This is a genomic window from Guyparkeria sp. TX1, assembly GCF_046523965.1.
Lineage (GTDB): Bacteria > Pseudomonadota > Gammaproteobacteria > Halothiobacillales > Halothiobacillaceae > Guyparkeria.
On sequence record NZ_CP144142.1, the window covers coordinates 1,990,323 to 2,010,973 of the forward strand.

Here is a 20,651-nt window from a genome sequence, read left to right on the forward strand (position 1 = left end):
TACAGCCCAGGCGGGCGTGATGCCGACTCACCTTAACGCCGATTGTTCGACGCCACCGATCCTTCAGCCTCCTTGTGACGCTGTTTCTCCGCGTACATGGCCCGATCGGCCACCTTGAGCAGCTCTTCTGCGGTCTGGCCGTCGTTCGGGTAGAGCGCCACCCCAATACTCGGCTTGATCTTGAGATCGTGGCCACGCCAGACCACGGCACGCGCCAGTTCGTCCCGTAGCTTCGTTACCACGGTCTGGACATCCTCATGTGTCGTCGGGCGAGCGATCAACACGGCGAACTCGTCACCGCCCAATCGACTGACCGTGTCGGTCTCGCGCATCACGCCCTGCATCCGATTGGCCACCTCACACAAGAGATAATCTCCCGCGTCGTGGCCCCAGGTGTCGTTGACCGGCTTGAACTCGTCGAGATCGATGTAGAGCAAACCGACCAGGTCGCCATGGCGCCGCGCCTCCTTGATGGCTCGCGACATCCGCTCCCGGAGCAACACCCGGTTCGACAGGCCAGTAAGCGCATCATGGTGGGCACTGCGCCACATGGCCGCTTCGCGTTCCTTGAACGAGGAGATGTCGGTCAACACCCCGACGTAATGGGTTGCCCCCCACTCCGAGCTCAAGGACGTGAGCGACACCCGCACGGGCAATGGCTCGCCATGCCGGCGTTTTTGCCAGATCTCACCCTCCCAGGCCCCGTTGCGCTCGAGTTGCTTCCAGACATCCTCGCAACGCAATTCCCCGGGCTGGTCCACACACAAGCTTGACGCAGGGCGGTTGATCAACTCATCCGAGGCATAACCAGTCAGGTCGGTGAAGGCGGGATTGACCCGGAGAATCAACCCGTTCTCGTCGGTCACCATGATCCCCTCGTGGGTGGATTCGATGATGGCCGCCGCCTGACGGCGCTCCTCTTCGGCCCGACGGCGCGCGGTGACGTCCTGGACCGTCCCGTAAAGGCGGGAGGGAGAGATATTCGGCTCGGCCTGGCCCCGGGACTGGATGTAGCGCACACGGCCGTTCTTGCGATAAATGCGGTGTTCGACGTTATAGGGAATTCCGCTGGTCAGCGCGCGCTCTACTGCGGCCCGGACACGCTCCCGGTCGACCGGGTGAACCGCCTTCAGAAAACGCTCGTAACTTGGCGTTATCTCGCCGGGCTCATAACCGAATATCCGATATATCTCATCCGACCACTGAACCTGTCCCGACGGCAGCCGAAATTCCCAGTTACCGACGTGAGCCAATTGCTGAGCCTCCTTGAGGCTCTGTTCGCGCTCTTGGAGCGAAGCCAATAGTGCCTCGCGCTCGCGCGTGTAACGCGTCTCCCGCCTGTCGAGATTTACCACCAGCACGATAGCGACCAGGAGAAGCACCCCCGTGAACAGGATCTTGAACCACAGGTAACCCCATTCACGCCCCATCCCAGGGGCTTGTTCATAGCGCACGATGTACGCCCCCCACTCGCCCCCGATGGTCTGGACAGGTAGAAACGACACCACCAAGGGCCGCGGTTGACCCACGGTCAAGGCAAACGCCGCCCACTCAGCCATGCGCGCCTGCACCCTAGAGGCAAGTTGCTCGTCGTAGGCAGATAGGTTGTCGACGAGCCAGGCGTATTCAGGCGGGATGAGATCGGGAAGGGATACCAGGTCGGCATACCGGTCGACCTCGAACCGTGAATTGAGCTCCGATGCCAGGTAGTTCTCCGAGACTTGCGCCTCCCAGCCCTTCTTGCGTATCAGGTCCCGGTCCACCAATAGCCGATAAAGCCCGTGATCCAACTCGGAATGATGGTTCAGGACGGCGCGAAACGAGAACGAGACCTCCACCGAGCCGACAAACTCGCCGTCGTGGAACAGGGGATAGACGTGACGAAACCCGTTGAAGAGACGCCCTTCCTCGAAACCCGAGACGGGCACTCTCTGCTCGTTAACCTGGCGCAGGCTGGGCCGGACCTCCCAAAGGGAATCGCCAAACCGGTCTGGACGGTGGAAACGGAGGAAACTAACGGCGCCCGGCAGATGAAAATGAAATTGCCGGACCCCCTTCTCCTGCAGGCGCGGGTAAAGGTCCTCGAGCGCGTGGGACAGGCGCTCCCGAAGCGACGAATGTCGCTGGGTATCGGTCGTGTTGGCAGCCTCGGCCAGAATGTCCGTGACTTGATCTCGTTGCAGCCGATCCTCATAGATCTGGTCGGCCAGTAACCCTTGCCAGTCGGCCCAGGCCTCGTATTCGGCATGCAGGTGGCTCAAGGCCTTCTGAGTGGTCGTATGCTCGAGTTCCCGATATCCCTGCCAAAAGCTCCATACCAGCAGGCCATAACCGACAAGCCCCAACAGCAGCGTGACCCAGTGACGCGCATTCCGTCTCGCGATCGATTCTTGAATCGGCAAGCTATCCCTCCCGGATGGCGCAACGGCACACTCCGTCCTTGATCGTGCGTAGTGGGCACGGTCCGAGCATAGTTCATCACGAATAGGACCTACGCCATACCACTTTCGTGTCAATCAGACGCCATGCCGTCCCTCGACACTGATCGTGATGACACTCAGCGGGCAAGACAGTAAGGAAGGCCGGATCACGATGACCCCGCTAACAACGGGGAATAGAGAGAGGGAGTTGCGTCCCGGGCGCGATTAGCCGCGTGGGATGGACGACACCGAATCGAGGACGTGCGAGGCGCCTTCGCGGATCTCCTCGACAATCGCCTCGACCGAGCGGACCTGTTCTCGACCCAGATCGGCCACCCGGCTGGCGTTCTCGATCCGCTGCACGATATCGCCGGTGTAGTCGAGGTTGCCGCGAATCACCTCGGCAATCTCGCCGGTGGCGGCACTGGTGCGCGCGGCCAGCTGGCGCACCTCGTCGGCCACCACGGCAAAGCCGCGACCCTGCTCGCCGGCCCGCGCGGCCTCGATGGCGGCATTCAACGCCAAAAGGTTGGTCTGGTCGGCCACGGCACTGATGGTGGCGACGATGGTCTCGATGTTCTTGGATTCATCGTTGAGATTACCGATCACCGCCTTGGCGTCGGCAATCAACTCCCGGATCTGTTCCGAGGTCTCGATCGAGGTGCGCAGCGAATCGGCACCCCGGGCGGCGATGTCGGCGGTCTGCTGCGCCGTGGAGTACGCGACCGACGAGGCATCGCGTGTCTGCTCAGCGGCCAGCACGGACTCGGTGATGTCTGTTGCGAACTTGATCACCTTCTCCACGCGCCCGTCCTCGTCGAGGATCGGGTTGTAGGTCGCCTCCAGCCAGACCTCCTGTCCGTTGGAACGAAAACGTCGGAACTTGCCCGACCGAAATGCCCCACCGGCCAGCTCCGACCAGAAATCCGGATGCTCGCGATAGAAGGCGTCGTCGCAGAACAGGCGGTGGTGCTTGCCGCGGACCTGGTCGCTCGTGTAGCCCACCGTGTCGAGGAAATTGCGGTTGGCATCGATAATCGTGCCGTCCGGGGTGAACGAAATCACCGCCATGGATCGATCCAGCGCCTTGAACATCGCCTCGTGTTCACGGAGCTCCTCTGCACGCTCGGTCACGTCCGAGGCGATCTTGACCACCCGTTCGACCCGGCCATCCGCCGACTTGACCGGGAAGTAGGTCGCTTCCAGCCAGAGACGATCGCCCCCGGCCGTCACCCGCGGGAACGTGCCCGAGTGCGACTCCCCGCTGCGCAAGATGTCCCAGAAACGTCGATAGGCGGTCGACTCGGCGTAGTCGTGGTCGCAGAACAAGCGGTGGTTTGCCCCCACCACCTCGCCGCGCGAGCGGCCCACCGTCTCGAGAAAGCGCTCGTTGACGTCCAGCACGTGGCCGTCCGGGCTGAACTCGATGTAGGCGACCGAGCCACGCACCGCATCCAACACGGCATTTCGCTGGCGCAGCTGGATTTGGCACTCGGCCAGTTCGTTGTGCAGACGACGATTGAACATCTTCGATTCCTCCCGGCCGCCTCGCTCCCGACAGATGCAGGGGGTCAAGATCGGCATTTTTGTATCGTTATTGTACATGTCTTGTACAACTTATGTGCAGCTTAGTGCACCAGCACGGGGAATGCAGAGTTTGCTGGCGAACACGAAACAGAAGGGACAGACCGGATGCCGGGGACTTGGCAACACTTCCCTGCCGTTGGATCATGCAGGCACGCAACACAATCACCAGGCAGGGAGTTTGAATGTCTTATCTAAAGGATTTTCCGAACAAGGAAGGCTACTTCGGTGAATTTGGGGGCGCTTTTCTGCCACCAGAGCTCGAGCCACACTTTGCCGAGATCGAACAGGCCTACCTGCGCCTGATGCGATCGGCCGACTTCCTCAACGAGCTGAGCTACATCCGAAAGCACTACCAGGGCCGCCCCACCCCCGTTTATTACGCGCACAACCTCAGTGCCGATGTCGGTGCCCATATCTATTTCAAGCGCGAGGACCTCAACCACTCCGGCGCGCACAAGCTCAACCACTGCATGGGCGAGGCGCTGCTGGCCAAGCACATGGGCAAAAAGAAGCTGATCGCCGAGACCGGCGCCGGACAGCACGGCGTGGCCCTCGCGACCGCCGCGGCCTACTTCGGCATGGAGTGCGAGATCCACATGGGCGAGATCGACATCGCCAAGGAAGCACCCAACGTCACGCGCATGAAGCTGCTTGGAGCCAACGTGGTGCCGGTGGGCTTCGGTGGCCGCAGCCTCAAGGAAGCGGTGGACTCGGCCTTCCAGAGCTATCTCTCGCAGGCCGACGAGGCGATCTTCGCGATCGGTTCGGTGGTCGGCCCGCACCCGTTCCCCAAGATGGTGCGCAACTTCCAGTCGGTAATGGGCCTCGAGGCGCGCGAGCAATACCTGGAGATGACCGGCGAGTTGCCAGATCACGTCACTGCCTGCGTCGGTGGCGGCTCTAACGCCCTAGGCCTGTTCGCCGGCTTTATCGACGATGACGACGTGCAGCTCCATGGCGTCGAGCCGCTGGGCAAGGGCACCGAGCTTGGCCAGCACTCGGCCACCATGACCTTCGGCAAGCCCGGCATGATCCACGGCTTCAAGTGCCTGCTGCTGGCTGACGAAGAAGGCAACCCGGCGCCGGTGCATTCGATCGCCTCGGGGCTGGACTACCCCGGCGTCGGCCCGGAGCACTCGCACCTCAAGACCTCCGGGCGGGTGAACTACCACGCCATCAGCGACGACGAGACCCTGGATGCGTTCTACAAGATCTCGCGCCGCGAGGGCATCATCCCGGCGCTGGAATCGGCCCACGCGATCGCCTGGGCGATGAAGTTCGGCCGGGAGAACCCCGGCACCACCATCCTGGCCAACCTCTCCGGACGTGGCGACAAGGACATCGACTACGTCACGGAGAACTTTGGCCATGGCTGATCACGGCAGCATCGACACCCGCGCGGCGCAACTGGGCGCCCCCGGTTCGCCCGAGGCCCTCCGGCTGATGCTCCTGGGCGCCGGCGAGCTCGGCAAGGAGGTCGCCATCGAGGCCCAGCGGCTGGGCCTGGAGGTGATCGCGGTCGACCGCTACGCCAACGCGCCGGCCATGCAGGTTGCGCACCGCTCGCACGTGATCGACATGCTCGACGGCACGGCCTTGAAGAGCGTGATCACCCAGGAGATGCCCGCCCTGATCGTCCCGGAGATCGAGGCGATTGCCACGCCGACACTGATCGAGCTGGAGGCACAGGGCTTCGTGGTCACCCCGAATGCACGCGCGGCGCGGCTGACCATGGATCGCGAGGGCATCCGCCGACTGGCCGCCGAGGCCCTCGCCCTGCCGACCAGCCGGTTCGCCTTCGCCGAGACCGAGGCGCAATTTCTTTCCGCCATCGACGAGATCGGCACCCCCTGCGTGGTCAAACCTGTGATGAGTTCATCGGGCAAGGGCCAGTCGCTGGTGCGCGAGCCGAGCACGGCACTGCGCGCCTGGGAGTTCGCCCAGTCCGGCGGCCGGGCGGGACGCGGACGGGTGATCGTCGAATCGTTCATCGACTTCGACTACGAGATCACCCTGCTCACCGTCCGCCATCGCGACGGCATCACCCTCTGCCCGCCGATCGGTCACACCCAGGTCGACGGCGATTACCGCGAAAGCTGGCAGCCCCACCCGATGAGCGAGACGGCGCTGGCACGGGCGGGCGAGATCGCGCGCACCATCGTCGAGGAGCTGGGCGGCTACGGCATCTTCGGCGTGGAGCTGTTCGTCAAGGAGGACCAGGTGTGGTTCAGCGAAGTCTCGCCACGCCCGCACGACACGGGGCTGGTGACCCTGGTCTCGCAGGACCTGTCGGAATTCGCCCTGCACCTGCGGGCGATGCTGGGCCTACCGGTGCACGAGATCGGCCAGCGCGGCCCGTCGGCCTCCTGCGCCATCGTGCGCGAGGGCGAAAGCACACACCCGATACTGACCGGGATGGCCGCCGCGCTGACCGAACCCGGCACCGAACTGCGCCTGTTCGGCAAGCCCTCGCTGGCCGGCAAGCGTCGCCTGGGCGTGGCGCTGGCCCGCGCGGAGACCGTCGAGGCGGCACGGGAGCGGGCCCGACGTGCGGCCGGCTCGATCCAACTCAAACCGTGACCCATCGCGATACCGGGAGAGGCACCCATGAGCACGCGTGACTGCATCCGTCTCGATGGTGGCGGTGGCCAGGCCGGCCCACACCAGCAACCGGTCGGCACCTGGATCCGCTTCAATTGGGAAGACCCAGACGATCGCGTCTGGCTGGAGCAGGACGCCGGCGTCGACGAGCTGGTGGTCGACAGCCTGCTCGCCGAGGACACCCGCCCGCGCGTGGTCGAGCACGACAACGGCCTGCTGCTGATCCTGCGCGGCGTCAACTTCAACGCGGGCAGCCGACCGGAAGACATGATCTCGCTCCGGCTGTGGTTCGACGGCGATCGGCTGATCAGCACCTCGCGCTCCCCGCTGCGCACCGTCGAGGGGATCGCGCACCGGATCGAGGAAGGCACCGGGCCTGCCGATCTCGGCGAACTGCTGATGGAACTCGTCGAGGGCCTGGCCGAACGCACCGACGAGTTGATCGAGTCGATCGAGGAGGAAATCGACGAGCTCGAGGCGCAACTGCTCGACGGCGCCGACCGCGAATTGCGCGGTCGCATCGGCCAGATCCGCCGCAGCATCATCGTCATCCGCCGCTATCTCGCGCCGCAGCGCGACGCCCTGGCCCGCCTGTCGACCATCAACCGCCCCCTTCTCGCCTCGCTCGATCGCGGCCGCATCCGCGAACAGGCCGACGCGCTCACCCGGCTAGTCGAAGACCTGGACATGGCCCGCGAACGCGGCGCCATGATCCACGAACAACTGCTCACGCGGCTGTCCGATCAGCTCAACACCCGCATGTACATCCTGTCGATCGTGGCGGCGATTTTCCTGCCGCTGGGCTTCGTCACCGGGCTGTTCGGCATCAATGTCGGCGGCATGCCGTGGGTGGAGACCGAGATGGGATTCTGGTGGGTGATGCTGCTGATCGTCGCCCTTGGCGCCGGGCTAGGGTTCTGGCTCAAGAGAAGGCGTTGGTTCTAGCCCTCGCATCCGGGCCAGGTCATTCAACTCAAGGCCACGTCCAGCACCATCATCACGATAAACCCGCCAACCACACCCAGCGTCGCGGCATCGGCATGGCCACTGCGCTGGGCCTCGGGGATCACCTCCTCGACCACCACGAAGATCATCGCCCCGGCGGCGAAGGCCAGCGCGTAGGGCAGGATGGGTTGCCAGAACAGCACCGCAGCCGCCCCAATCACCCCCGCGATCGGTTCGACCACGCCGGATAGCTGGCCGTACCAGAAGCTCTTTCTCCGGCTCATCCCCTCGCGGCGCAACGGCATCGCTACGGCCATGCCCTCGGGGAAATTCTGGATACCGATGCCGATGGCCAGCGCGACCGCCGCCCCGAGGCTGGCATTGTCAAAACCATAAGCCAGTGCGCCGAAGGCCACCCCGATCGCCAGCCCCTCGGGAATGTTGTGCAGGGTGATCGCCAGGACCAGCAACGTGGTTCGCCGCCAGGTCGTCGGCATCCCCTCGGCTTCGTGCATGGGGGCATTGAGATGCAGGTGCGGCAGAATCAGATCTGCCCCGCGCAGGAACACCGCGCCCAGGGCGAATCCCACCGCCGCCGGGAACCAGGCGGGCACGGACAGATCCGCGGCCATCTCGATCGATGGCGCCAGCAACGACCAGAAGCTGGCCGCAATCATCACCCCGCCCGTGAATCCCAGCAGCACATCGAGCAACCGACGGTTCTCGCGATCGGTGAAGAACACCGGCAGCGCCCCGGCGGCGGTCATGCCCCAGGTGAACAGCGTGGCGATCAGTGCCTGCACGACCGGGGACGCGTTCACGAAGGCGTCGATCGGCGTGAGAAACCAGTCAATCATCGCCACTCACCGGGTCTGAACTGGGCAACATGTATCGCCTTTGCTTGGGTCAGGTTGAACGTCGGGCCCGCGCCACGAGGACTCGACTGCCTCTGACAGGATACCGATCACCATCTACCCTTGTTAGTGGCGTTATCCATCCACGCACAAGGCAGGAGGGAAGCCATGAGCAACGACATGTTGAAGGTCGTCGAGGTCCTCGCGGAGTCGGAAAAGTCCTGGGAAGACGCGGCCAACCAAGCCATCGCCAAGGCCAGCCGCAGTGTCCACGGCATCAAGTCGATCTACATCAAGGACTTCGAGGCCAAGGTCGAGGACAACCGCATTACCAAGTACCGCATCAACGCCAAAATCACGTTCCAACTTGACTGATTGATACGTTGATCGGACCGATAGACCGGCCCTCCGCGTAGCGGGGCCGGTTTTTTTCTTCTGGCCAGCCAAGCCCAGAGGAGCAATGTCTGCAAGACAGGCAAGTGACCTAGTGCTCGGCGGCGAGCTTGTCGGTACGCGCGGCCATGATGAAGTCGTTGCGATGCAGCCCGCGAATCTTGTGACTCCACCAGGTGACGGTCACCCGACCCCACTCGGTCAGCAGCGCGGGGTGATGGCCTTCCGCCTCGGCAATCTCGCCCACGGCGTTGGTGAAGGCCAGGGCGCTCGCGAAATCGTCAAATCGAAACACGCGCTCGAGCTGTCGTACTCCGTCGCGGGTGATCACCTGCCAGTCATCCTGTAATTCCTTCTGCAGTGCAGCGATCTCGTTGTCGTCCAGGGTGGGCGCATCGGCCCGACATGCCGCACAGCGATTCGTGGCCAGTTCGCTCATCTCGTCAAGACCTCATCGACGTCAATTCAGGGTGTCCGCGCCATGGAAAAGGGGTTCTGGCGTCGCACTGGACTGTAGGCAACGAGTACCGCCGCGTCCATTGCTGTCCTTATCTGCGAGAGCATGTTAGTTTGCTTAGCTACCTAACTGTTCGATGGGTGCACCGTGACAGAGAGCCAACATCATCACCGTCTGGGCCTGATCCTGATGGCCCTCGCCGTTCTGACCATCCCGATGTCCGACACCATCGCCAAGTGGCTGTCGACCGAGTTGTCGGTGGGCGAGATCGCTTGGCTTCGGTTCGTGTTCCAGACCCTCTTCCTGCTGCCCTTTGTCGCCATGTACTGGCGCGGTGGCCGGCTGCGGCCGATCCATCTCCTGTTGGGCGCACTGATTGCCGCCTCGATCCTGTTCCTCTTCTGGGGGCTGGCCCACCTGCCACTGGCCAACAATATCGCGCTGTTCTTCGTCGAGCCGTTGATCCTGGTCATCTTCTCCGCCCTGTTCCTGGGCGAGCGCATCACCGCCAGGCGCTGGATCGGCGTGCTCGGCGGGCTGGTGGGTGCCGTGGTCATCCTGCGCCCGAACTGGAGCGCCTACGGACTGGCCTCCCTGCTGCCGATCGCCGCCGCTGCCTGCTATGCGGGCTACCTGACCGCGACGCGGGCTTGGACCAGCGCACCCCGGCCCCGCGATGCGCTGGTACTGCAATTCTGGGTGGGGGCCGCCGCCTCGTTGATCATGCTGGGCTTCGTGCTCCTGGGCCAGGGCCTCGGCTGGTCGATCGCCCGCTGGGACATGCCGGCACCGCACGAATGGTTCTGGCTGGCCGCCGCCGGGGTGCTCGCCGCCTTCGCCCATGTGCTGATCGCGATGGCCTTCGCCCGCAGCGATGCCAGCCTGCTCGCCCCGCTGCAGTATCTGGAGATCTTCGGTGCGACCGTACTCGGCTGGCTGATCTTCAGCGAATGGCCTGATGCCTTCACGATCCTCGGTGGCCTGATCATCATCGCGGCGGGCCTGGTGGTGATCCGCGAACGGCCGGTCGAGGCACACCCTTGATCGCCCCTGCCCGCCAGGCCATTGAAAGCCTTTGCGCTTGAGCAAAAAAATCCCGCCAGATGGCGGGATTGTCATATCGAGCCTGCGGCTGACCGTGGTCAGGCGCTCTCCATGTCCTCGCTGTACTTGCCGAGGCTCGCCAGCCCGTTGTACTTCGCCCGGGTGAATGCCCGTTTCTGGGCTTCCGCCACGTTGGCCGGCTCACCCTTCCAGTAGTTGAGCGCCGGGCCCTGGATGGCTCGGGCGTAGGAGAAGGTCAGCGGCCACGGCAGCCGGTCCGCGTGGCGGGTATGCATCGCGTTGAGGTGCGCGGAGGATTCCTCGACGCCCTGCCCCCCGGAGAGGAACACCACCCCACCGAGCGCCGCCGGGACGGTGCGCCGCAGCGTTTCCACGGTTCGATCGGCCACCTCGTCGACGCCGGCACGGTTCGAGGCACCCTTGCCCGAGATCACCATGCTGGTCTTGAGGATCACGCCCTCGAGCATCACGTTCTGGTGGTAGAGCTGACGGAAGACCTCGTGGAGCTCTTCCTCGGTAACCCGCTCGCAGGTGACGATGTCGTGATCGCCGTCGATCAGTACCTCGGGCTCGATGATCGGCACCAGGCCCGCCTCCTGGCAGAGGGCGGCATACCGTGCCAGGGCGTGGGCATTCGCCTCGATGCAGCCGCGGGTCGGCAGGCCCTTGGCGGTGTCGATCGCGATCACCGCCCGCCACTTGGCAAAGCGCGCGCCCATCTCGTAGTACTCCGCGAGGCGCTCGCGCAAGCCGTCGAGGCCCTCGGTGACCTTCTCACCATCCGAGCCGGCCAACGGCTTGGCACCGGTATCCACCTTGATGCCGACCACCTGGCCGCGCTCACGCATCACGTCGATGAACGACTTGCCGTCGGCCGCCGACTGGCGAATCGTCTCGTCGTAGAGGATCGCGCCGCTGACGTACTCCTGGAGGTTCGGCGTGGTCAACAGCAACTCGCGATACTCGCGCCGCTTCTCCTCGGTGGCATCGATACCGACGGCCTCGAAACGCTTGTTGCAGGTTCCATTGCTCTCGTCGATGGCCAGGATCCCTTTGCCGGGCGCGACCATCGCCTTGGCCGTCTTGATCAACTCGTCGGCTTTCTCGGGACGATAGGTAGTCATGCGCGAACTCCTTGATTCCGTGTGAAATCATGTCGTGAAAAGTGACCGCTCTAGGGAAACTCTTCACGATTCGATGGCATCTCTGGCTTGCGGGTTTGTCCGCAATCAAGGCGCCGGACCGAAGACGGGCTCGTTGCCCGTCGAGGGACGGTAACGCCGAGTGCGGACAAACCCGCGAGCCCCGTCCGGGCGGGCCTCCAAGGGCCCATCTGCGGCGTTGCAGCCCTTGTAAAGGGCCACGGCCCTTCACGGCGGACTGCGCCTTGCATCTGGGCCCTTGGAGGTCCCGCAGAGACGTCATCGAATCGTGAAGAGTTTCCCGAGACCATAGTCCCTGGCCGGGCGGTTTTTCAAACCAGCGCTCGCCCGACGCACCGCCTTACAGGTAGGAGCCGCCCCCACCGATCGCGATGCTCACCAGGCCCAGCCACATGATGATATGCACCAGCCGGCGGATGCGCGGAATCATTTCCCCGGCCCGTGACCAGTCCTCGGCCGCCACCGCGATGTGCAACTGCCGATACGGCCCGAAGGCGAGCACGACGAACGCGATGATCGTCAACCAGCCGAACAGTTGCATCCCGTGCAGGTAGCCCGGCGAACCGAACCCACCGAACGCCGAGAACAGCATCCCGTAGCCACTGATCAACAGGGCGGCAATCAGGACCCACACCCAACGAAAGAAGCGCGTAAACACCCGATCCCAGAGCGAGACCCGCTCAGGGCCGGAAAGAAACCCCACCGACGGGCGCAGGATCACGTAGGCATAGAAGACACCACCGATCCACAGGACCGCGGACAGCAGGTGGATCACCATCAATAAACCGGTCATCACGTCACTCCTTCGTTGTAAAAACGGCTCTTACCCTTGGGCCTGACGCGACCGACGGATGGTCTCGTAGGCGTTCTGGATTTCCTGGCTGCGCTCCTTGGCCAACTCGACCATTGAATCCGGCAACCCCTTGGCAATCAGCTTGTCCGGATGGTGCTCGCTCATCAACTTTCGATAGGCGCGCTTGACCTCGGGATCGGTCGCCGAGCGCTCCACCCCCAACGCCTGGTAGGCGTTGTCCAGGGCCGCGGCCGTGGTCGGCGCACCCGGACCACGTTGATAGTGGCCCGCCAGCAGTGCCTCGAGCCGGGAAAAGTCGGCATCCGACACGCCCAGCGCATGGGCGATACGCATCAACGCCTCGCGCTCGGCCGCGGCAATCTGGCCATCGGCGAACGCCGCCTGGATCTGGATTTCGAGAAAGACCCGCAGCAGTGTCGGCTGGCTGCCGCAAACGCGCACGAATCGGCGAATGATGTGTTCGGGATCGAAATCGCTGGCCTTGCCGCGATTGAAGGCCTCGATCGCCTTCTTGCGCCGTGCCTTGGTCAGGCGCATTTGCGTCATGATCTGCTCGGCCGCACGAATCTCCGCCTGCGTGACCTGGCCATCCGCCTTGCAGACGTGACCCAGCACGGTGAAGGTCGTCTCGAAGAAGGTCTGTTGCACCTCGAGCAGCCGCCCACCGACCCGCTTGATCCGGCCGAAGAATCGATCGAGAAAGTGCCCGAGCAACAGCCCGATACCCGCTCCGATCCAACCGAATATCCAGAAGCCAAGCCCGGCCCCCACCGCTTTTCCAATCCAGGACATGCGTGTTCCCATCAGTGAATCAAGCGTGCAGTGTGCCAAAAACCGACGATTGACGTTGCTGCCGAACGCCCCACCCTGTTTCCCGAAACCGCAGTTCGCCACCAGCAAACGCCGTGTACCCAGCCAATCCACTCTCGACTGCCACGCAACTACCCAGCGAGACGAGTACACTCGTGCGGGTCCATCCAATCCTGGTGAAACGGCCCGCGACCAGTCGTCGCGCTCAGCAAGGAGAAGCCGCCATGGGAACCGAAATCTGGATCGTGATCGCGCTGGTCGTGATCGCTGTCGTCTACGTCATCTACCTCTACAACAAGCTCACCTCGTACCAGACTCAGTACGAAAACGGCTTTGCGCAAATCGAGACGCAATTGAAGCGTCGCCATGACCTGATCCCCAACCTGGTCAACACGGCCAAGGGCTACATGGACCACGAAGCCTCGGTCCTCAAGGAAGTCACCGAGGCACGTGCCGCCGCCGAAAAAGCGGTCGACGCGGCGCACGACCGGCCGGGCAACCCCGAGACCATGGACCTGCTTTCCCGCGCGGAATCCGCGCTCACCAGTGGCCTGGGCCGACTGAATGCCACCTTCGAGGCCTACCCGGACCTCAAGGCCGATGCGAACATGCGCCAGCTCGCCGAGGAACTGGCCACCACGGAAAACCGCGTCGCCTACTCCCGCCAGGCCTACAACGACCTGGTGCAGAAGTACAACGAGTACCGCCGCTCCTTCCCGCCGGTCGTGATCGGCAAGCTGGTCGGCCATGGCGAGGACGCCCAATTGCTGGAATTCGAGGACAGCGAGGCCATCCAGAAGGCCCCCGAAGTCAGCTTCTGAGCCGGTAACTCATGGATTTTCGCGAACAACAGGACCTCGCTCGACGACAGACCCGAGTACTGGTCGGACTGTACGTGTTGCTACTTCTCGCCGCTGCCGCAACCGTGGGCGGGCTGATGTGGCTCGGGCTGACACTGGGTGAACAGGCACAGGCGGCTCAGGGCAGCGGTCCGTCCAGCATGCCGGTAGATGCAACGTGGGAGGCGTTTGCCTGGGCCGCCGGACTGACCGGCGGTGGCATTCTCCTGGTCACCCTGTTTCGCTGGTTCACCCGCTCGGACGGCGCCAAGGTGGCCCAGTCGCTCGGCGGGCGCGAGCTCACCGGCGCAGGCGAAACCAACCTCAGCCCGGCGGAACGCCAGTACCTGAACGTGGTCGACGAGATGGCGATCGCCTCCTCCCTGCCCCGGCCGCGGGTATTCGTGCTCGACCGGGAGGCCGGTATCAATGCCTTCGCCGCCGGCACGAAGCCAGAGAACGCCGCGGTGGCCGTGACCCAGGGGGCGTTGGACAACCTCAGCCGTGACGAGTTGGCCGGCGTGGTCGCCCACGAGTTCGGCCACATCGCCAACAGCGATATCAAGCTGTCCGTGCGCGTGGCGGCAATGGTGTTCGGTTTCACCTTCCTGTTCTTCGTCGCCCGCTGGTGGTTCCACGTCGGCATCGGACCAGGCCGGCGAGACGCTCGCCTGCGCATCGCCATGCTGGCAGGTGCGGCGGCCATCGCGCTGGTGGGGCTGCTGACCGTGTTCTTCGGTCGCATCCTGCAGGCGGCCGTCAGCCGCCAGCGCGAGTTTCTCGCCGACGCCTCGGCCGTGCAGTTCACCCGCTATCCCGACGGCCTGAAAAGCGCCTTCGAGAAGCTCAAGGGCGGCGCCTCCTCCCGGGTGGAGTCCGATGCCGCCGCGGAGATGAACCACGCCTTCCTGTTCCGCGCCGGCGGCGCCCGCCTGTTCGACACCCACCCGCCGCTCGACGAACGGATTCGGCGGCTCGAGGGCCAGCCGTCACCATAGGAGCGGCTTCAGCCGCGAAACATTCGGGTGGCACCGTCAAACCATCGCGCCTGAAGGCGCTCCTGCGAGACGCGATGGCTCGCCGACCATTGCCGTTGTTAGTGAATCGGCTCGTGAGTGAACTCGATCACCGCCCGGGCATCGTCGGCCGCCTGGGCAAAGGCATCGGCCCCGGTGCCGCTGTACCCCGTGCCGTCGAACACGGCATCCATGATCGACTCGGTCTGCTCGACATAGGTGCCGTCCCCATCCGGGTCGGTCAGGTAGGTAACGGTCCCCGTGTGGACACCGGTGCGCTCGTAGGCAAACCCGGACAGGTCGTAGTAGCCGTCCTCTGGGTTGTTGATGCCCAGGATGGTGTTCAGGTAGACGACCGTGTCCGTCGTGATGCCGTTGGTCTTGGACGAGGCACTACCCAGGAACACCGCGGCGTCCTGCAGGGTCCAGCTGCCATCGGTCAGGGCCGCCCGATAGAGCGAGAGGTTCGCCAGCGGTGAGTCGATGGTGAACTCGTTGCCGGCGGCATCCACCACCACGAGCCGGCCGGCGGCATCGGTGTCCAGTTCGCCGTCGGCATCCAGGGCAAGCGTGCGCAGTGCCTCTTCAAGCGAGTGATCAAGCACCGTTGGCGGCGCCCGGACCACGTTCAGCCGTTCGAATTCGACTTCCTGCAACGCCGCCTCGTTGACCACCTCGGTAAAGCCTTCGGCATCCGGATCATCTGAGGTGTACGCGATCACGTTCCCATCGGCATCGAGGAATTGCACGCGACCGAGGTCGTCGAGCTCGGGGGATCCGTCCGGATTGCGCAGGATCACGTAGAGATCGCCGTACAGCCCACCCTTGCCGGACGCACCTCGACCCGACGTTCCTGGCATCGCGTCGAGGCTGTCGCGCCCCTTGCCGCGGAACACGCTGTCGACCAGTTGCTGGCTGCCTGCGCCGGCGTGGCCACCGCCTTTGCCGCCCTTGCCGCCGGCACCACCCTTGCCACCCGGGCCTTTCTTGCCGTGGTCGCTGTCGGCGTGATCATCGGTACCGTCATCGGTGTGCGTCGTGCCGGTATCGTGGCCACCGCCCGCCGAGCCGCCCCGACCACCGCTGGAATGGCCGCCCTCGGCGGCCTGAACAGTCGAGATGGCGGTAACCGGCGCGAGCGGGCCCGCGTCGATGAGCATCGATCCGGAGACGAGCCCGGCGACGGCCAGACTGGCGAGTAACGGGCGATGTGTTTTCTTGAACGAATTATTGATAGTCATGTGAATCTCCCTGGAGATTGCCCTTCTGCACTGATCGGTCGCTTCGCTTGAGAGTCGAGGCGAAAAAAAGACCCCCGGAACGGGGGCCTTGAAAATGGCTACCAGCCATTCCACCTCATCAAGCGAATCAGTGAATCGGTTCGTGGATGAACTCGATTACCTGCAGGGCGTCGTCCGTCGACAAGGCGTAGCCCGTGGCGCCGTCAGCCGTCGCGGTTTCGCCGTCGAACACCGCGTCCAGCAGCGACTCGGTGACAGTGACGTAAGTCCCATCACCCTCCGGGTCGGAGAGGTATGTCACCTCGACGGGAGTCCCGTCCGGATTGGTGTAGGCATCAGTACGGTCATAGGTGAAACTTGTCAGGTCCACATAGTCCGTTGTGCCCGCATCGGTCACCGTGTTGAGGCCCAGGATGGTGTTCAGGTAGACCACCATGTCGAGGGTGACCTCGCCGAACTTGCTCGCGGCCGCGGCGAACAGCGCGTCGGTCTGATCCAGCGTGAACGTCTCGTTGCCATCGATGTCGTCATTCAACCGCGCGATGGCGTCCTGATAGAGCGCCAGGTTCTCCAGCGGAGAATCGATGGTGTAGACCACGCCGTCTGCATCCACGATCACCACGCGACCGGCGGCATCAAACTCCAGTACACCGTCGGCATCCAGGGCGATGGTCTCGAGTGCCGTGTCGAGAGAGTGACTCAGCACTGCGTCCGGCGAGCGGGCAAGGTTCAGGCGGTCAAACGAGACCTCCTGCAACAGCGTTTCATCGACGACCTCGGTATATCCCTCGTCTTCCGGATCATCCGATGCATAAGCGATCACGTTGCCATCGACATCGAGGAACTGCAGGCGACCCTCGTCATCCAGGATCGGCGCGCCAGTCAGCGGGTCTCGCAGCACGACATAGAGATCGCCGTAAAGGTCACCCTTGGTGGTACCGGCGTTCGGATTGCCGCCGCCCATGTCACCAGTCGGTCCATCACCTTCCGGCGGGCCCTTGTCGTCGGGTCGACCCGTGATGCCGGCATCCCGGCCACCGGTACCCTTGCCGCGCAGCACGTCGTTGACGTCCAGGCTCTGTTGGCCTCCGGAGACGCCGCCAGCGCCACCGATGCCGCCCTGGCCTTTCATGGCACCACCGGCCCCTTGGCCGCCTTGGCCTTGTTCCGAGGCCGCATGGGCCGACGAGATTGGCATCAGGTTGTGCGTGTAGGTGTTTCCGACCAGCATGGGCACGGCAAACACACCGGCAGCCACCAGGCTGACGGTCAAGCGTTTCTGGTTGGTATTGAAAAGCGATTTCATGTTCATAAGAGGGAGCCTCCTTTCTCAGCTGTCCCAATACACTTATATGCCCATAAACTACTTCGTACAAGGTAGTTAGCCGATCAAATTTTACGGACCAGACCAATATCGATTTATCAAACCTACTATCGAATAAAATCACAGCATATCAGTCAGTTATTTTATCGTCCGGCGGACGCCATTTGCGGGTCCAAACGCCACTATCCACCGCCCGGATCAGCCCCAAAAACAATGAACCCCGCTCGACGGCGGGGTTCTTTTCGCACAGGAAAATGGAGCGCCCCCAAGCTAGAAGCGGTAGCCCACCCCGAGCCGGAACTGGTCGGTTTCGTTGTCCAGGCTCACCGTGTCGGTGTTGCCATGGGTGGTCGCGAAATCAATGTCGCCGTAGTCCGTGCGGTTGTAGTCCATTCGCACGAAGGTATTGGGCGTCAACGGCACTTCCGCACCCAGGCCGAAACGGGTGCCGATCTCGCTGACATCGCGGTTGATGTCGTTATCGGGATTCTCGCCCTTGCGGTATCGGTAGTTGAACTGGCTGCGCGCCTTGCCCAGACGGGCGTAGAGCAGCGTGCCGTTGTCCAGCTGGTAGCCCAGACGAGCGGAGAGCGCCTGTCCACCCTTCTGCTCGGCGGAGAATTGGCGGCCCGTCGGCTCGCGGACGTGCTCCCATTCCGCGCCGCTGTTCTCGACGTCCAGTTCCAGGCCGAGATAGATCCGATCCCACTGCCAGCCATAACCGGCGAACACGCCGGTGCTGGCGCCGTCATTACCGAAACTAGCCTGCAAACGATACGGCCCCTCGTCCGAGTCGTAATGCTCGGCGTCGAGGTCGCTGGTGAGCAGGGTATGGCCGACCTGTCCACCGGCGTAGAAGCCGCCGATGTCTCCCTCGGTCGGGTCGACCGGCGCGTAGTCCTGGCCACCGAAGCGCCAGCCTAGACCGATGCGGAACAGCCCTTCACGTGTCTCGAACCGGTCGACGCCATCGGGCGTGGTGTCGTAGACCACATCGTAGCCGTCGTAATCGGTGATGCTGTAGCCCATGCGCCAGAACAGGTGCTTGCCCGCCGGCACGTCGACGCCCACTCCGTAGCGGGTGCCGTTCTGGTCGTCCGAGTCGTCCGCGGCGTTCTGCGGGGCGTCGTTGGCCTGGTAGAAGGTATCGAATTCGCTACGGACCATGCCGAGCTGGCCGTAGAGCAGCGCCCCATTCGCCAGCACGCGACCGCCGCGCAGGCTCGCGCCCCAGCTATCGTTCATGTCGAGCGAAAAGGTGCGACTGTCTTCCTTGTTCTTGGAGTGATCCCAGTCGGCACCGCTGCGCGCGCCTTCGATCTCGATGCCGCCGTACCAGTTGTTCCGGGTGGTCAGGCCCCAGCCGGCGAACAGACCCGTGTTCCAGCCCTTGCCGACCATGCTGGCGGTATCGGTGCCCTGCTCGCCACGCGGCCCGGTGGTATCGGTGGCCAAGCCACTCACCCCGGCTTGCGCACCGGCGTAGAAGCCACCGCCGAGCCCCGAACCGCGCGTGTCGGACAGCCCGGAGAAGGTGCCCGCGACCACCGCCGGCTCGCGTACCGGGTACAGCAGTGCCTTGAGACGCAGGTAGAACTGGTCGCGCTGGTAGTTGCCGTCGAACAGGTCGCCGTTGTAAACGTCCTGATTGGCCTTGTAATTGAACGGGTCGCGGAAATCGGAATCCCGCTGGAAGTGGCGATAGTCGAACTGCAGCAACAGGTTGCGCGTCAGCCGGTACTCGATCCCGACGCCGGCACTGATCAGGTCGTCGGTGCGATCCACCTCCTGGTAGTCCACCTGGCCATAGGAGGCTAGAGCCGACAAGGTCGTGCGGGGCGTGAGGCGGTGCTCGACGCTGGCCTCGGCACGGCTGTAGAGGTAGCTCGACGAAAAAATCGGCTGCACCCCATCGGGCATTACCCAATATGTCGTCTCTTCGAGCGAACGGTCGATCGAGCCCCGCAATTTGGTGAACGGCGTAACCTGCCAGTTCACTTGAGCGCCGATGTCCGGCGTCGTGATCGACGAGAAACGGGGATCATCGAAGTTCTGATGCAACAGCCCCGCATAGACTTCGCCATCGAGACTTGTGCCCTGGCGGAAAGCCAAGCCCCCCGCTACTCGATAACCGTCCGAATCACGGTCAACGTCCTCACCGGGTCGAGCAGTGGTTTCGAAATGGTTGGTTAGTTGCTCGTAGCGTCGGGTTTCGACCGAGCCCTGCACGAACGGCTGGATTTGCGGCGAGCGCAGGTAGGTCAACCGGGCCCCGAGGGCATAGATATCCCGATCACGGTCGTCGTGGTTGATCGGCACACCAGTTGCATCGATGCCGCTCTCGTAATCCAGTTGCTGCGCCGTCCCACCCAGTCGCAGCACGGTCTGGCCGATACGACGGGCGTAGCCGCCATGGGCATCCAGGCTGTCGTATTGCACCGGTTCCACCCCGGCCGCCCCTTCCGGCGAGGTGCGATCCTCGTGCGTCCGGGTGTAGCCCAGCCCGCCAAACAGGTTGGAGACGGCATTGATGTCGTAGCGGCCGTCTGTGTTGAGCCAGAAGTCGTCGTAGTTCTCGTCGCTGTTGTCGCGATAGCGCGCCAAGTCCGCCCCAGCGTTGAAGTTCAGTTCGTGGTTGTCCCAGTCCGAGCGCACCGCGAGGCTCGGCGAGAGAATGCCGACGGTATCCGCTGTCTCGTCTTCGATCGGTGCAGGTGGATCCTGTTCCTTAATGATCGGAACTGACCCGTTCACGCCGTAGATATTGGTGTCGTACAGCGTGGTGACGGTCACCTGGGGGAAGAAAAGAAAACCGCCCGCGGCCAAGCCGCTGGGCGGTGTTTCAGTCGATTCGTTTTCCGCCGCCGGTGCATCGGGTCCCGCCGGCAACGGCGCGGTGTCCTGGGCGTGGACGGCCAAGGGGCCGACGGACGCGACACCGAGGGCAATGGCTATCGATCGGGAAAGATGGTTGGACATGCGGCAGACCTCCTTCTGCTCAGACGGCCACGACGGCTGATCCAATCATGGATCGTTCGCCTGCATGCCCACTTTGATACTCCGGATGAGGTAAAAAGTCGATTAGGTTGTTAATCGACTGTTGCAAGATTGCGACAGCGTGG

17 protein-coding genes are annotated in these 20,651 nt (G+C 63.6%); 7 read left to right on the forward strand and 10 right to left on the reverse strand.

Going from position 1 to position 20,651, the window contains the following annotated elements; all coding sequences use genetic code 11:
- Positions 1-32 precede the first annotated feature (32 nt).
- Positions 33-2,402 (reverse strand): diguanylate cyclase domain-containing protein, encoded by a 2,370-nt coding sequence (locus VWP12_RS09160; protein WP_410473867.1) that lies wholly within the window; start codon positions 2,400-2,402, stop codon positions 33-35.
- A 243-nt stretch (positions 2,403-2,645) separates the two neighbouring features.
- Complete coding sequence (locus tag VWP12_RS09165) at positions 2,646-3,947, reverse strand: methyl-accepting chemotaxis protein (protein ID WP_410473868.1); 1,302 nt, start codon at positions 3,945-3,947, stop codon at positions 2,646-2,648.
- A gap of 242 nt (positions 3,948-4,189) precedes the next feature.
- On the opposite strand from VWP12_RS09165, the gene trpB reads away from it, so the two are divergent.
- The 3 genes from trpB to VWP12_RS09180 are packed head-to-tail and all read left to right on the forward strand — an operon-like array spanning position 4,190 to position 7,553.
- Entirely contained in the window at positions 4,190-5,383 is a 1,194-nt protein-coding gene (gene trpB / locus VWP12_RS09170; RefSeq protein ID WP_410473869.1) for a tryptophan synthase subunit beta, read from the forward strand.
- The gene (gene purT / locus VWP12_RS09175) at positions 5,376-6,587 is read left to right on the forward strand and encodes a formate-dependent phosphoribosylglycinamide formyltransferase (RefSeq protein ID WP_410473870.1); all 1,212 of its coding nucleotides are present in this window, start codon (positions 5,376-5,378) and stop codon (positions 6,585-6,587) included. Before trpB ends, purT begins: the two co-directional genes overlap by 8 nt.
- Before the next feature lie 27 nt (positions 6,588-6,614).
- Entirely contained in the window at positions 6,615-7,553 is a 939-nt protein-coding gene (locus VWP12_RS09180) for a zinc transporter ZntB (RefSeq protein WP_410473871.1), read from the forward strand.
- 23 nt (positions 7,554-7,576) lie between these two features.
- Here VWP12_RS09180 and VWP12_RS09185 read toward each other — a convergent pair whose 3' ends face one another.
- Positions 7,577-8,410, reverse strand: a complete 834-nt coding sequence (locus tag VWP12_RS09185; RefSeq protein ID WP_410473872.1) for a ZIP family metal transporter — start codon at positions 8,408-8,410, stop codon at positions 7,577-7,579.
- Between the two features lie 165 nt (positions 8,411-8,575).
- On the opposite strand from VWP12_RS09185, the gene VWP12_RS09190 reads away from it, so the two are divergent.
- Positions 8,576-8,782: a dodecin family protein gene (locus tag VWP12_RS09190; protein WP_410473873.1), complete on the forward strand. Its 207-nt coding sequence runs from the start codon at positions 8,576-8,578 to the stop codon at positions 8,780-8,782.
- 109 nt (positions 8,783-8,891) lie between these two features.
- Here VWP12_RS09190 and VWP12_RS09195 read toward each other — a convergent pair whose 3' ends face one another.
- Positions 8,892-9,239, reverse strand: coding sequence for a 4a-hydroxytetrahydrobiopterin dehydratase (locus VWP12_RS09195; RefSeq protein WP_410473874.1), 348 nt, complete (start codon positions 9,237-9,239; stop codon positions 8,892-8,894).
- 165 nt (positions 9,240-9,404) lie between these two features.
- Here VWP12_RS09195 and VWP12_RS09200 point away from each other — a divergent pair, with 165 nt between their 5' ends.
- Positions 9,405-10,301, forward strand: a complete 897-nt coding sequence (locus VWP12_RS09200; RefSeq protein WP_410473875.1) for a DMT family transporter — start codon at positions 9,405-9,407, stop codon at positions 10,299-10,301.
- A gap of 98 nt (positions 10,302-10,399) precedes the next feature.
- Here VWP12_RS09200 and VWP12_RS09205 read toward each other — a convergent pair whose 3' ends face one another.
- The 3 genes from VWP12_RS09205 to djlA form a co-directional block, all read right to left on the reverse strand.
- A complete protein-coding gene (locus VWP12_RS09205) occupies positions 10,400-11,446 on the reverse strand; it encodes a class I fructose-bisphosphate aldolase (RefSeq protein ID WP_410473876.1) in 1,047 nt (348 codons plus the stop codon).
- A gap of 379 nt (positions 11,447-11,825) precedes the next feature.
- A complete protein-coding gene (locus tag VWP12_RS09210) occupies positions 11,826-12,278 on the reverse strand; it encodes a CopD family protein (protein WP_125198870.1) in 453 nt (150 codons plus the stop codon).
- A gap of 30 nt (positions 12,279-12,308) precedes the next feature.
- A complete protein-coding gene (gene djlA, locus VWP12_RS09215; RefSeq protein ID WP_410473877.1) occupies positions 12,309-13,091 on the reverse strand; it encodes a co-chaperone DjlA in 783 nt (260 codons plus the stop codon).
- Between the two features lie 242 nt (positions 13,092-13,333).
- Here djlA and VWP12_RS09220 point away from each other — a divergent pair, with 242 nt between their 5' ends.
- The gene (locus VWP12_RS09220) at positions 13,334-13,930 is read left to right on the forward strand and encodes a LemA family protein (RefSeq protein ID WP_410473878.1); all 597 of its coding nucleotides are present in this window, start codon (positions 13,334-13,336) and stop codon (positions 13,928-13,930) included.
- An 11-nt stretch (positions 13,931-13,941) separates the two neighbouring features.
- On the forward strand, positions 13,942-14,946 hold the full coding sequence (locus tag VWP12_RS09225; protein ID WP_410473879.1) for a M48 family metallopeptidase: 1,005 nt from the start codon (positions 13,942-13,944) through the stop codon (positions 14,944-14,946).
- 98 nt (positions 14,947-15,044) lie between these two features.
- Here VWP12_RS09225 and VWP12_RS09230 read toward each other — a convergent pair whose 3' ends face one another.
- The 3 genes from VWP12_RS09230 to VWP12_RS09240 form a co-directional block, all read right to left on the reverse strand.
- Positions 15,045-16,205, reverse strand: coding sequence for a hypothetical protein (locus VWP12_RS09230; protein WP_125198866.1), 1,161 nt, complete (start codon positions 16,203-16,205; stop codon positions 15,045-15,047).
- 127 nt (positions 16,206-16,332) lie between these two features.
- Positions 16,333-17,517, reverse strand: coding sequence for a hypothetical protein (locus tag VWP12_RS09235; protein ID WP_410473880.1), 1,185 nt, complete (start codon positions 17,515-17,517; stop codon positions 16,333-16,335).
- Between the two features lie 282 nt (positions 17,518-17,799).
- Positions 17,800-20,508 carry an outer membrane beta-barrel protein gene (locus VWP12_RS09240; RefSeq protein WP_410473881.1) on the reverse strand — a complete coding sequence of 903 codons (2,709 nt, stop codon included), beginning with the start codon at positions 20,506-20,508 and terminating at the stop codon, positions 17,800-17,802.
- Positions 20,509-20,651 lie beyond the last annotated feature (143 nt).

Excerpts from the sequence above, each read along its gene's own strand:
- VWP12_RS09165 (WP_410473868.1), bottom strand. The coding sequence starts at position 3,947 with ATGTTCAATCGTCGTCTGCACAACGAACTGGCCGAGTGCCAAATCCAG.
- trpB (WP_410473869.1), top strand. The coding sequence starts at position 4,190 with ATGTCTTATCTAAAGGATTTTCCGAACAAGGAAGGCTACTTCGGTGAA.
- purT (WP_410473870.1), top strand. The coding sequence starts at position 5,376 with ATGGCTGATCACGGCAGCATCGACACCCGCGCGGCGCAACTGGGCGCC.
- VWP12_RS09180 (WP_410473871.1), top strand. The coding sequence starts at position 6,615 with ATGAGCACGCGTGACTGCATCCGTCTCGATGGTGGCGGTGGCCAGGCC.
- VWP12_RS09185 (WP_410473872.1), bottom strand. The coding sequence starts at position 8,410 with ATGATTGACTGGTTTCTCACGCCGATCGACGCCTTCGTGAACGCGTCC.
- VWP12_RS09190 (WP_410473873.1), top strand. The coding sequence starts at position 8,576 with ATGAGCAACGACATGTTGAAGGTCGTCGAGGTCCTCGCGGAGTCGGAA.
- VWP12_RS09195 (WP_410473874.1), bottom strand. The coding sequence starts at position 9,239 with ATGAGCGAACTGGCCACGAATCGCTGTGCGGCATGTCGGGCCGATGCG.
- VWP12_RS09205 (WP_410473876.1), bottom strand. The coding sequence starts at position 11,446 with ATGACTACCTATCGTCCCGAGAAAGCCGACGAGTTGATCAAGACGGCC.
- VWP12_RS09210 (WP_125198870.1), bottom strand. The coding sequence starts at position 12,278 with ATGACCGGTTTATTGATGGTGATCCACCTGCTGTCCGCGGTCCTGTGG.
- djlA (WP_410473877.1), bottom strand. The coding sequence starts at position 13,091 with ATGTCCTGGATTGGAAAAGCGGTGGGGGCCGGGCTTGGCTTCTGGATA.
- VWP12_RS09220 (WP_410473878.1), top strand. The coding sequence starts at position 13,334 with ATGGGAACCGAAATCTGGATCGTGATCGCGCTGGTCGTGATCGCTGTC.
- VWP12_RS09225 (WP_410473879.1), top strand. The coding sequence starts at position 13,942 with ATGGATTTTCGCGAACAACAGGACCTCGCTCGACGACAGACCCGAGTA.
- VWP12_RS09230 (WP_125198866.1), bottom strand. The coding sequence starts at position 16,205 with ATGACTATCAATAATTCGTTCAAGAAAACACATCGCCCGTTACTCGCC.
- VWP12_RS09235 (WP_410473880.1), bottom strand. The coding sequence starts at position 17,517 with ATGAACATGAAATCGCTTTTCAATACCAACCAGAAACGCTTGACCGTC.
- VWP12_RS09240 (WP_410473881.1), bottom strand. The coding sequence starts at position 20,508 with ATGTCCAACCATCTTTCCCGATCGATAGCCATTGCCCTCGGTGTCGCG.